We start from the raw sequence: 12,126 nt of genomic DNA on the forward strand, positions 1-12,126 counted from the left end.
CCGGGAGCAACCCGCACCACATCACGCTGTCAGCGGAACTCCATCTGCTTCACCTGCCAGATCGACCGGGCATAGATCACCTCGGACTGATAGGCCGACTCGGAATCATAGGGATAGACCAACCACAGCGGCCCCTTGTCGCGCACCGCAAGGACCTGCCCGTTTTGCTCAAAGGCCAGCATAGGCCCGCCTTCGACTGCGTCGGTCAGGGGAATTTCCACCATGTAATCGTTCAGCGCCGACGCCGCGACCACCGATCCCTCAGCGCCCAGAATCTCGACCAGCCGCTGCAACGACACGCCGCGAAACACCTGCGGCCCATCGGTCCAGATCGTCGTCGTCTCGAACTCCACCGTTCCCAGCGCATCCAGCATGGCCAGATCGAACTGCGCGCCTTCAGGGCTGTTCGCGTTGGAAATATCGCCCGTCACCGTCAGGATGACCGGCCCCTGTGGCACAGGCAAATGTTCGGCCACGGCCGCCGTACCCACAAGCACGGCACCGACAAAGGCAATTCCCAGCGACCAACGCATCTGCAATCAGACCCCTTGCCCCATGAACCGCTGTTCTTCCTTATGCCATAAACGCCAAAAAATCATCTATGCTTTGGAGGTAGGTTCCACGCGCCGCAACGGGCATATTCGGGCCTGCATCGCCTCTGGTTTGGCATTCGCGCAGGAAGTGGTCGGGGTGAGGGGATTCGAACTCCTGACATCCTGCACCCAAAGCAGGCGCGCTACCAGACTGCGCTACACCCCGACTGCCTGCCGTATAGGCAAATTAGCGCAGCGCCGCAATGCCGATTGCACTCAGGCCCTCAGTTGCGAACCGGCAACCGATCCAAAAGGCAAGGCCATGAAAGTAGGAATTAAACTGGTATTCGCTGCGCGATCCACCCCTTCCGGAACCGCCACGCCATCAACCAGCGCAGCGCCCCGATCCGGCATGTTTCACGCGATCGCGCGTAGGTTCCAAAGCACCGAACGCAGCGCCCGCGTCACTCGCAGGGCCAGGCGGCGGTGTCTTGCGCGATGGCCGGGTGGCGCAGTTCGGCCCCCTCCACAATACCCATACGCGCGGCCAGCCCGCCGTTGATTTCCAGCGTGAATTGCACCCCGTCGCCGCCATCGACCGGGGTCAGATCCCCCGGCACGGCATTGGCATGCACGCGCGTCACCACGCCCCGCGCATCGGCAAAGATCATATCCAAGGGAATCAGTGTGTTCTTCATCCAGAACGACGCGCGGCGCGGTTCCTCATAGACGAACAGCATCCCGGCCGACATCGGCATGCTTTCGCGGAACATCAGGCCCTGCGCCCGCTCGGCCCCGTCATCGGCAAGCTCAACCGTGAACCGCTGCTGCCCCGCCGGGCCACGCACATCGACCGTTTCCACCGAACAGGCCGCCCAGGATGCCACTGGCATCAGGGCCGCCAGCCCCGCGATCAGCCAAACTGCCGCGTTGCTGCTTCCCATGACACCACCTGTACCGCCATACGTCCGCGCTTGCCGTCAACGATCCGCAGACAGACCGCCTCGCCCGCCTGCAAATCGGCAAAGCCCGAAACGCGCAGCACCTCGATATGGATGAACACGTCCTCGGACCGGCCAAAGACGTTGGCAAAGCCGAATCCCTTCGCCTTGTCGAACCACTTCACACGTGCGGGTTCCAGGGGCAGTCGGGCGATCTCATCGGCATCGACCGGGGCACTTTCATCCCCCAGCGGAAAGCTGACGCCTTGCGGAGGCTCGATCTCAAGCACTTCAACTGCCTGAACGCCACGCTGCGTCATCTGAACCTTCACCGAAATCACTGCACCATCCGCCACCGAGTTCTGCCCGTAGTTGCGCAGGACATTGGCGTGAAGAAGGATATCAGCTCCCCCTTCATCTGCAACAATGAAACCAAATCCCTTGCCGGGATCGAACCACTTCACCCGGCCATGCACGACGTGCACGTCCTTATCTTCATCAATCATGTCAGAGGCCATTTCCCCAGCCAAAGCTCCTGCAAGACATGACTCCAATGCTGAGGGTGATTCAAGCGCAAAGTGTTAACTTGTTTGAAGGCATTCATTCGCGAAGCGCGAATTTCACGGGTTCAACCGGGAAATCTCCCACGGCATCCCCCCGGCTGTTCCGCCCTCGGCCCGCGTCCAGCGGAACCGGTCATGCAGGCGGAACGGGCCATCCGCCCAGAACTCGATTTCCACCGGCCGGATGCGGATGCCGCCCCAGAAGGGCGGGCGTTTAGGCATCGGCCCCTGCTCCATCGTCACCTTCGCCACCTCGGCCATCAGCGCCGTGCGCGATGCCAACGGCTGCGACTGCGCCGAAGCCCAGGCCCCCAACCGGCTTTTCAGGCTGCGGCTGGCGTAATACTCATCCGCCTTCGGCCCCTCTTCACGTTCCGTCACCCCCCGCACCCGGATCTGGCGGCGCAGGGATTTCCAATGCAAAACAAAGGCCGCCGTGCCGCTCGCCGCAATCTCCTGCCCCTTGCGCGAGGTATAATTGGTGTAGAACACAAAGGCATCCGCCTCGATTTCCTTCAGCAAAACCATGCGCACATTGGGCATCCCCGCGCTGTCCACAGTCGCCAGGGCAATGGCGTTGGGGTCGTTCGGCTCCACCGGTTCCGCCTCGGCCAACCAGGCCCGCGCGATGGCAAAGGGGTCATCGCCCGCAAAAATTCCGCTTCTGTCCATGCTTTTCCCGCCCGATCATCCTGTGTTGCAGGTCGACCGGCCACCCTTGATGCAGCCTGTCGGATCGCCTACACGTCTACGACGTTACTTAGGGTGGGTGAGGGACAGGCAATGTCAACCGGACTTATGGCAGGAAAGCGCGGGCTCATCATGGGTCTTGCAAATGACAAATCCATCGCCTGGGGCATTGCAAAGACCCTTGCCGATCACGGCGCGGAAATGGCCTTCTCATATCAGGGAGAGGCGCTGAAAAAGCGCGTCGAACCGCTTGCCGCCTCGATTGGCACCCCGCTTCTCTTCGAATGTGACGTTGCGTCAGAAGAGTCGATGGACGCGCTTTTCGCGGGCCTGAAGGCCGAATGGGGCCAGATCGATTTCCTCGTTCATGCCATCGGATTCTCCGACAAGAACGAATTGCGCGGCCGCTACGTCGACACGTCGCGCGCCAACTTTCTGATGACGATGGATATCTCCGTCTATTCCTTCACCGCCGTCTGCCAGCGCGCGGCCGCCATCATGGCCCCCGGCGGGTCGCTCCTGACGCTCACCTATTACGGTGCGGAAAAGGTCATGCCGCATTACAACGTGATGGGTCTGGCCAAGGCCGCGCTGGAGGCATCGGTGAAATACATCGCCGAAGACCTCGGCAAGGACGGCATCCGCGTCAACGCCATCTCGGCTGGCCCGATCAAGACGCTGGCCGCTTCCGGCATCGGTGATTTCCGCTACATCATGAAGTGGAACGAACTGAACTCCCCCCTCCGCCGCAACGTCACGCAAGAAGAGGTGGGCAAGGCCGCGCTTTACCTGCTCTCCGATCTCGGCTCCGGCACCACGGGCGAAAACCTGCATGTCGATGCGGGCTATCATGTCGTGGGGATGAAGGCCGTAGATGCCCCAGATATCGACGCGGTGACCGGGCGGAACGGCAAGGAATGACCATCGCCGCCTTCCTGGCCTTTGTCGGTTTGGTAATTTTCGCCGCCATCTCGCCCGGCCCCGCCGTGCTGATGTCGGCCCGCACCGGCCTGACCGAAGGCTTCCGCACCGGACTGATGCTTGCCATGGGTATCGGCGCGGGCGCGGTCGTCTGGGCCTCTGCCGCGATGTTCGGGCTCAACCTCCTGTTCGCCGCCGCCCCGGCCCTGCTCTGGGCGCTGAAGATCGGCGGCGGGCTTTACCTCATCTGGATGGCCATCCACCTCTGGCGCGACGCCAAGACCCCGCTCGTCACCGATGACACGCGCCCCGTGCCGCGCTCGGCGCTGTCGGCCTTCCGCCTTGGCCTCTTCACGCAACTGGCCAACCCGAAACCGGCAGTCATGTTTTCCGCCATCTTCCTCGGCACCGTGCCGCAGGGCACGCCGCTTTGGGTCTATCTCGCGCTTCTCGCCGTTATTTTCACGTCTGAGACCCTCTGGAATACCCTCGTCGCGCGCATCTTCTCGCTCGACAGCACCCGCGCCCGCTACATCAGCCTGAAAACCGTCATCGACCGCAGCTTCGGGGGCCTTCTCGCGCTTCTCGGGGTCAAGATCGCCGCCACCTGAACACAGGAGTTGCCCCATGGCCGCCGAACGCCTCCCGCATGAAAAAGGCTTCCACGTCAGCTGGGACCAGATCCACCGCGACGCCCGCGCGCTCGCATGGCGGATGGATGGCAAAGGTCCGGGCGAAGGCGGTGCCTGGAAGGCCGTGGTCGGCATCACACGCGGCGGCCTCGTCCCCGCGATGATCGTCTCGCGCGAACTGGACATCCGCGTCGTCGATACGATCAGCGTCAAATCCTACAACCACCAATCCCAGACCGAGGCCCGCGTCACCAAGGCCCCGCAAGAAGACCTGATGGGCGATGGCACCGGCATCCTGATCGTCGACGACCTCGTCGACAGCGGCAAAACGCTGGAACTGGTCCGCCGCCTCTACCCAAAGGCCCATTTCGCCACCGTCTATGCCAAACCCCATGGCAAGCCGCAGGTCGATACCTATGTGACCGAGGTCAGCCAGGACACCTGGATCTTCTTCCCCTGGGACATGGCGCTGCAATACGTCCAACCCTTCCGCGGCACGGATTGAGCGTTTTCTGACGCAGAAAACGCACCGGAATTTGACGCAAATTCCGGCCCCCGCCCTTGGACCCCGCTTTCTGCGTCAGAAAGCGGCGCGAAATCTGCGTCAGATTTCGCCACCCCTCGCCCGCCATTTCGCACAGACGCGCCCGCCACACTGTCGCAAACGATGCGCCCCCCGCGCAAATTGGCGGTCGCAGCCTGCATCTTCCCCCCCTAGACTGGCCGCGAACAGCCCACGGAGCCACCGATGACCCTGCCCCTGAACCCCGCCATGGCCGCCACCGATCCCCCCCCGGTGATGGAGGCGCGGCGTTGGCTGCAAGGGGCCAGTTTTCCCGCAGACCGCCCCCTGATCAATGTCAGCCAAGCCGCCCCGGTGGACCCGCCGCCCCTCGGCCTGCGGCAGGCGCTGGCCGATGCCGCGCTGCACAATGACGCCGCGCATCTTTATGGCCCCGTCCTCGGCCTGCCCGAACTGCGCGCGGAAATCGCGGCGCAATGGTCCCTGGCCTATGGCGGCACGATCCACGACTCGCAAGTCGCCATAACCCAGGGTTGCAATCAGGCCTTCACCGCCATCATGTCCACCCTCGCGGGCGCGGGGGATGAGGTGATCCTGCCAACCCCATGGTATTTCAACCACAAGATGTGGCTGGACATGCAGGGTGTCACCACGGTTCCCCTGCCCGCCGGCCCCGGCCTCATCCCGCAGGCCGCCGATGCCGCCCGCCTGATCACCCCCCGCACCCGCGCCATCGTGCTGGTCAGCCCCAACAATCCCGGCGGCGTGGAATACCCGGCGGAAACGCTCGCCGCCTTCCGCGACCTCTGCCGCGCGCATGACCTTGCCCTCATCGTCGATGAAACCTACCGCGATTTCGACGCGCGGTCTGGCCGCCCCCATGACCTCTTCACCGATCCCGACTGGCACGACACGCTGATCCAGCTTTACAGCTTTTCCAAAGCCTACCGCCTGACCGGTCACCGCGTCGGCGCCATTGTCGCCAGCACCGCGCGGCTGGCCGAGGTGGAAAAGTTCCTAGACACCGTCGCCATCTGCCCAAGCCAACTGGGCCAGATCGGCGCGCTTTGGGGGATGCGGAACCTGGCCCAATGGGTAGCAGGCGAACGGGATGAAATTCTGTCGCGCCGTGCCGCCATGGTGAGCGGCTTTGCCGCCCTTCCCGATTGGAAACTCCTCGGCTGCGGCGCCTATTTCGCCTATGTCGAACACCCCTTCGACATGGCCTCCGACGCGCTGGCCAAACAGCTTGTGCACGATGCCTCGCTCCTCATGCTGCCCGGCACCATGTTCCAGCCCCCCGGCAACCCCGACGGCCGCCGCCAGCTGCGCATCGCCTTTGCCAATGTCGATGCCACCGGGATCACCGAGATGTTTCGCAGGCTGGCCGCCTTCCGCCCCTAGCCCCGCTTGCCCAGCGCGCCGTCACCCACTAGACAGGCCCCGACCGCAGACAAACCTGCAGACCCATGACCACCCAACAGCCCGCAAAGGCGCGACCGATGGCCAAAGAACCCGCACCCGACCAGCCCCGCAAGAAGATGAAGGCCAGCAACCTCTTTGTCTGGATCATCCTTGTCCTTGTGATGATCGGCCTCGGCGGCTTTGGCGTCACCAATTTCGGCGGGGGCCTCACCTCCATCGGCCGGGTTGGCGACCGTGACATCGAGATGAACGATTACGCCCGCGCCCTGCGGCAAGAGATGGATGCAATCTCGGCCCAGTTCGGGGCGCCCATCACCTTTGCACAGGCGCAGGCCTTCGGTCTGGACCAGCAGGTGCTGCAAACCGTGATCACCCGCACCGCGCTGGACAATGAGGCGGATCGCATCGGCATCTCGGCCGGCGATGCCACCGTGGCGGGCGAAATCACCGCCATGCGCGCCTTTCAGGGCACCGCGGGCAGCTTTGATCGCGAAACCTATCGCTTCACGCTCGAACGCAACAACCTGACCGAGGCGCAGTTCGAAGCGGGCATCCGCAGCGACGTCGCCCGCTCCATCCTGCAAGGCGCAATCGTCGGCGGCTTCACCGCCCCGCCGGCCGTGGTGGACCGGCTCTCCGCATGGGCCGGGGAACGGCGCGGCTTCTCGCTCCTGCCGCTGACCGAGGCGGATCTTCCCGCCCCCGTCGCCGCCCCGACCGATGCAGACCTGCAAGCCTTCTACGACGCCAATATCGAACGCTTCACAAAGGGTGAGGCAAAGCGCATCACCTATGTCTCCCTTCTTCCCGAAGCGCTCGCCCCCACGATGGAGGTCGACGAACAGGCGCTGCGCGATCTCTATGACGCCCGCATCGACGAATTCATGATCCCCGAAAAGCGCCTTGTCGAACGCCTCGTCTATCCCACGGATGCCGAGGCGCAGGCCGCAAAGGCCCGGCTGGACGCGGGCGAGGTCACCTTTGACACCCTCGTCGCAGAACGCGGCCTCTCGCTCGATGACATCGACCTTGGCGATGTGGCGCAATCCGATCTGGGCGCTGCAGGCGAAGCTGTCTTCGCCCTGACCGAACCCGGCGTCGCGGGCCCAGTGCAATCCGACCTTGGCCCTGCCCTGTTCCGGATGAACGCTATCCTTGCCGCGCAGGAAACCAGCTTTGAAGAGGCGCAGGAAACCCTCGGCGCAGAGCTTCGCACCGATGCCGCCCGTCGCGCCATTGGCGCGCGGATTGAGGAAATCGACGATCTCCTCGCCTCCGGTGCCGATCTCGAAGAGGTCGCGCAGGAAACCGGGATGGAACTGGCAACGATCGATTACATCGCCACCGACACCCCCGAAGGCATCACCGCCTATCCCGGCTTCCGCGAGGCAGCCGATGCCATCGCCGAAGGCGACTTCCCCGAAGTGACGCAGCTCGCCGATGGCGGCCTTGTCGCCCTGCGCCTTGATGCCGTCGTCCCCCCCACCCCCATCCCGTTGGATGAGGCGCGCGAAGACGTGCTCGCAGGCTGGCAGGCCGAAGCCACCGCCAAGGCACTCGCTGACCGCGCCGCCGCCATCAAGACCGAGGTCGAGGGCGGGGCCGCCCTCGGCGGCTTCGGCATCGTCAGCGTCACCCGCGACATCACCCGCGACGGCTTCGTCGAAGGCGCCCCCACCACCCTGCTGCCCACGCTCTTTACCATGGCCGAGGGCGAGGTTCAGGTGATCCAGGGCGAAGGCTTCACCGGCCTTGTCCGGCTCGACACCATTCAGGCCGCAGAAACCGAAGGGGATGAGGCCGCCGCCCTGCGCGATTCCATTGAACTTCGCGCCCGTCAGGCGCTGGCACAGGATGCCTTCACCCTCTTCACCAATGCGCTCTCGAACGAGGCCGGCATCCAGATCGACCAGACCGCGCTGAACGCGGTCCATGCCCAGATGAACTGACGCCCAAGATGAAGCTGGAACCCTCCTTCGCCGATTTCGAACGCGGCTGGGCCGCCGGGCGCAATCAGGTCGTCCATGCCCGGATCGCGGCTGATCTCGATACGCCGGTCTCCCTGATGCTGAAACTGGCCGAGGCGCGTTCTGACACCTTCATGCTGGAAAGCGTGACCGGGGGCGAAGTGCGGGGGCGTTATTCTGTCGTCGGCATGAAGCCTGATCTGATCTGGCAATGCTTCGGAACGCAAAGCCGCATCAACCGCGAGGCCCGCTTCGACCCCGCCGCCTTCACGCCGCTGGACGGCCACCCGCTGGATACGCTGCGCGCCCTGATCGCCGAAAGCCGGGTCGACCTGCCCGAAGGCCTGCCCGCCATCGCCTCGGGCCTGTTCGGTTATCTGGGCTATGACATGATCCGTCTGGTGGAACACCTGCCCGACGTGAACCCCGATCCGCTGGGCCTGCCAGACGCCGTGCTTATGCGCCCCTCCATCGTGGCGGTGCTGGATGGGGTGAAGGGTGATGTCACGGTCGTGGCCCCGGCCTGGGTCGCCTCTGGCCTGTCAGCCCGCGCCGCCTATGCGCAGGCGGCCGAACGGGTAATGGACGCGCTGCGCGATCTCGATCGCGCGCCCCCTGCCCAACGTGATTTTGGCGAAGCCGCCCCCGTGGGCGAGGCGCAGTCGAACTTCACCCACGAAGGCTACAAAGCCGCCGTCGAAAAGGCCAAGGACTACATCCGCGCGGGCGACATCTTTCAGGTCGTCCCCTCGCAGCGCTGGTCGCAGCGGTTCGAGGCGCCGCCTTTCGCGCTCTATCGCAGCCTGCGCCGCACCAACCCCTCGCCCTTCCTGTTCTTCTTCAATTTCGGCGGGTTTCAGGTGGTGGGGGCCAGCCCCGAAATCCTCGTCCGTCTGCGCGACGGCGAAGTGACGATCCGCCCCATCGCCGGAACCCGCAAACGCGGCGCCACCCCGGAAGAGGACAAGGCGCTGGAGGCCGATCTTCTGGCTGACAAGAAGGAACTGGCCGAACACCTGATGCTCCTCGATCTGGGCCGCAACGACGTGGGCCGCGTGGCAAAGGTCGGCACTGTGCGCCCGACCGAGCAATTCATCATCGAACGCTATTCCCACGTCATGCACATCGTCTCCAACGTGGTGGGCCAGATCGCAGATGGCGAAGATGCGCTGTCCGCGCTTCTGGCGGGTCTGCCCGCAGGCACGGTGTCGGGCGCGCCCAAGGTGCGGGCGATGGAAATCATTGACGAATTGGAACCCGAAAAGCGCGGCGTCTATGGCGGCGGCGTGGGATATTTTGCCGGCAATGGCGAGATGGATTTCTGCATCGCCCTGCGCACCGCCGTGCTGAAGGATGAGACGCTCTACATCCAGGCAGGTGGCGGCGTCGTATATGACAGCGACCCGGAGTCGGAATACCAGGAAACGGTGAACAAATCCCGCGCCCTGCGCCGCGCAGCCGAAGACGCTGGCCTCTTCACCCGCCGCAACAACGGCTGACAGGGCAAAGCAGAAGAATTTTCGCCGAAAATTCTTCTGACCTGATCCTTCTGCGAAGGATCAGGCAAAATCTTCTTCAAAGATTTTGCATCCCTCCCCGCCCTATTCTGCCACGCTGCGCTTTGCGAAGAATTTTCACTGAAAATTCTTCGCCACCTCCAGCCTCTCGCAAAGACATGCCCCGACGCGCCCCCAGCAGACCGCGCGAACCGCATCGTGCTGCACAATAGACGGCGCACCAAAAGGCGTGGGTCACCCAGAGGCCGGACCACTCTCTAGTATCCCTCCCCCTCCGATCCTTCGCAGAAGGATCGGACAAAATCTTTGCCGGAGTTCATGCCGTCGCCGCAGCCAGTCGCCCCCCGTCGCAGGCCGCAGACAGTCATCGCAGAGAACTCTCTGCCTCCCATCAAAGCCACGCCCCAACCGCCCGACCATGCGCCCTCATCCGGACAGAAAACGCGCAACCCGGCACAGAAAGGACCGCACAATCCACAAATCACACTCCACAAATCACACTCCATAAACGCCCCGCCCTGCCCCCACCGCCTTTACCTGGCGTTAACCTTAACGGCTCGCGAACAAGGCGCGCGTATGCACAGCTGTCTGCACCACCGTCTGCACCAGCAGCGGCACGACCAAAATCGCCACCTTCACCGAATTAACACAGCGTCCTCAAGGGCTTGTCGGTGTTTCCAATACGGCACTCACCGGCGCCAGCATCACCGATGCCGCCCGCCCCTCGACCGTCCATTCCAGGATCGCGGCGACCGTATCCGCCTGCGCCCGGCCGATGACCAGCACCCGACCCTCCTGCGCCGCCTTGAAGGCCGCGCGGTCAAGGTAGTTGCGCATCTTGGGAATGGACTCGCCCTCGGCATCCAACACCCGAAAGATCGTGGCCCTCGGCACCCCTTCGCGCCGCGCCACCTGATCGGCCGAATTCAGCCCGCGGTCATAGGTGACAACGCCCCGCCCCTGTTCCGCAACAATCGGCACCGCCTGCCGGGCCAGGTCCAGCGTGTCCTGAAAACCGCCCTCCATCCGGTCCAGCACGGCCACCGCTTCGGGCATCGCCATGTCCAGCGCCTGGAAAGTCTGCTCCAGATCGCTCGCTGTCGCCCCCTGCGGAATGCCGCTTGCCAGCATCACCACCTCTTGCCCCGCCGCGCGGTAAACCCTTGCTGCATCAGCGGAATCCGCTGCCAGCGGATCAAGTGCGAAACTCACCGCAAAGGGCAGCGCGGCCAGTCTGGCGCGTTCCTCGGCTGGGATGCCCTCATCAATCAGGATGATCGAAAACAGCGGCTTGGCATCGGGATTGTCGAAATCGCGGCGGAACAGTTCCAGCGGGGTCGTGCCCAGCACGGCCTCGGGCAGCGCTGCGGTCTCCGCCCCCTCTGTTGCCATGTCATCCTCGGCCGGGGAGGCATCGTCTCCGATGCGCGGCAGACGGTCGGTCCGCACCCCCGGCACGGCATTCGCCATCTCTTCCGACGCGTCCGTTCCCTGCGGCGCGCCGTCCGGCACGGTGGGCAACGGCGCATCCGGCACGATCAGCGCAGGCGCAGGCGGTGCTTCGGCGGCAGGCGCAGGTTGCAGCAGCGCCTCTTCCACAGCGGGCGGATCGTCGGTACGGGACGGCGCGGCCTCATCCCCCGGCAGGGCAGGCGTCGCAGCCCCGCTCAGGCCCGGCGCAGCCTCGGCCAACGCGTCCGGAACGGTGACACCGGCATCCGGCGCTGCGGGCAAGACGGGCGCGTCAGGGGCCGTGTCATCCACCGGGCCGGGCTGCGCAAGCATCTGTTCCAGAACGGTTTCCTCAGGCGCAGCCGCATCTTCCGGCGCGGCAGGGGCCTCTGCCCCAGGCGCGATCTCTGGTGCCGCAGCTTCTGCCGCAGGCGCCGGAACCGGCTCGTCGGTCGGCGCAGGCGCATCCGGATCGGGCTCGACGACCGCGGCATCCGGGGCCGGGCCTTTTTGCAGGATTTCGGGCTGCAACGCCTCGGGCGGTGCCACTTCGGGGGTGGCCTCGCTGGCCGCCTCAGGGGCAACCTCTTCGGTCACCACCGCATCGGGTTCCGCCGCCTCCGCCTCTACCGGATCGGGTACTTCCGGTACCGGTGGCGGCGCAGGTTCTTCTACGGGATCAATGGCTTCCGGCGCCTCAGGCAACGGCACGACAGCCGGGGAGACTTCCCCCTCGGCCACAGCGTCCGGCGCTGGCAAGGGTGCAACCTGCGACACAACCGCAAGCCCCGTCGCCGCCACCACACCGCCCCAGATCACGCCCGTCACAAAGCCCCGGATCACACCCTGCACTCCTCTGCCTGCCACCCCGTTCGGGCGGTCTTTGGCGTCGCTTGGGCTTGACGCCCCTTTGCCGCTCTGCCCATGTATAACCCGTCCCTCATCAAGGTTCATCCCCTATC

General features: G+C 64.6%; 11 protein-coding genes and 1 tRNA gene. 6 read left to right on the forward strand and 6 right to left on the reverse strand.

The annotated features are described in order from the left end of the window. Positions 1 to 29: 29 nt before the first annotated feature. The 5 genes from RSE12_14885 to pdxH form a co-directional block, all read right to left on the reverse strand. Entirely contained in the window at positions 30 to 533 is a 504-nt protein-coding gene (locus RSE12_14885; GenBank protein WRH61645.1) for an oxidoreductase, read from the reverse strand. Between the two features lie 149 nt (positions 534 to 682). Continuing rightward, positions 683 to 759: transfer RNA gene (locus tag RSE12_14890), tRNA-Pro, on the reverse strand. Positions 760 to 997: 238 nt separating this feature from the next. After that, positions 998 to 1,477, reverse strand: coding sequence for a DUF192 domain-containing protein (locus tag RSE12_14895; GenBank protein WRH61646.1), 480 nt, complete (start codon positions 1,475 to 1,477; stop codon positions 998 to 1,000). Further along, entirely contained in the window at positions 1,447 to 1,980 is a 534-nt protein-coding gene (locus RSE12_14900; GenBank protein ID WRH61647.1) for a cold shock domain-containing protein, read from the reverse strand. The genes RSE12_14895 and RSE12_14900 overlap by 31 nt, the downstream gene beginning before the upstream one ends. Positions 1,981 to 2,094: 114 nt before the next feature. Next, positions 2,095 to 2,709 carry a pyridoxamine 5'-phosphate oxidase gene (gene pdxH, locus RSE12_14905; GenBank protein WRH61648.1) on the reverse strand — a complete coding sequence of 205 codons (615 nt, stop codon included), beginning with the start codon at positions 2,707 to 2,709 and terminating at the stop codon, positions 2,095 to 2,097. Positions 2,710 to 2,820: 111 nt separating this feature from the next. Here pdxH and fabI point away from each other — a divergent pair, with 111 nt between their 5' ends. From fabI to trpE, 6 genes are all read left to right on the forward strand, one after another. Next, entirely contained in the window at positions 2,821 to 3,648 is an 828-nt protein-coding gene (gene fabI / locus RSE12_14910) for an enoyl-ACP reductase FabI (GenBank protein WRH61649.1), read from the forward strand. After that, positions 3,645 to 4,259, forward strand: coding sequence for a LysE family translocator (locus RSE12_14915; protein ID WRH61650.1), 615 nt, complete (start codon positions 3,645 to 3,647; stop codon positions 4,257 to 4,259). Before fabI ends, RSE12_14915 begins: the two co-directional genes overlap by 4 nt. Positions 4,260 to 4,275: 16 nt before the next feature. Further along, entirely contained in the window at positions 4,276 to 4,785 is a 510-nt protein-coding gene (gene gpt, locus RSE12_14920; protein WRH61651.1) for a xanthine phosphoribosyltransferase, read from the forward strand. 243 nt (positions 4,786 to 5,028) lie between these two features. Then, positions 5,029 to 6,207, forward strand: a complete 1,179-nt coding sequence (locus RSE12_14925) for an aminotransferase (GenBank protein ID WRH61652.1) — start codon at positions 5,029 to 5,031, stop codon at positions 6,205 to 6,207. Positions 6,208 to 6,305: 98 nt separating this feature from the next. Continuing rightward, complete coding sequence (locus tag RSE12_14930; protein ID WRH61653.1) at positions 6,306 to 8,177, forward strand: SurA N-terminal domain-containing protein; 1,872 nt, start codon at positions 6,306 to 6,308, stop codon at positions 8,175 to 8,177. A gap of 8 nt (positions 8,178 to 8,185) precedes the next feature. After that, the gene (trpE, locus tag RSE12_14935) at positions 8,186 to 9,694 is read left to right on the forward strand and encodes an anthranilate synthase component I (protein WRH61654.1); all 1,509 of its coding nucleotides are present in this window, start codon (positions 8,186 to 8,188) and stop codon (positions 9,692 to 9,694) included. Between the two features lie 675 nt (positions 9,695 to 10,369). On the opposite strand, the gene RSE12_14940 is transcribed toward trpE, so the two are convergent. Further along, positions 10,370 to 12,007 (reverse strand): divergent polysaccharide deacetylase family protein, encoded by a 1,638-nt coding sequence (locus RSE12_14940; protein ID WRH61655.1) that lies wholly within the window; start codon positions 12,005 to 12,007, stop codon positions 10,370 to 10,372. Between the last annotated feature and the right edge of the window lie 119 nt (positions 12,008 to 12,126).

It is taken from the genome of Fuscovulum sp. (assembly GCA_035192965.1).
Lineage (GTDB): Bacteria > Pseudomonadota > Alphaproteobacteria > Rhodobacterales > Rhodobacteraceae > Paragemmobacter.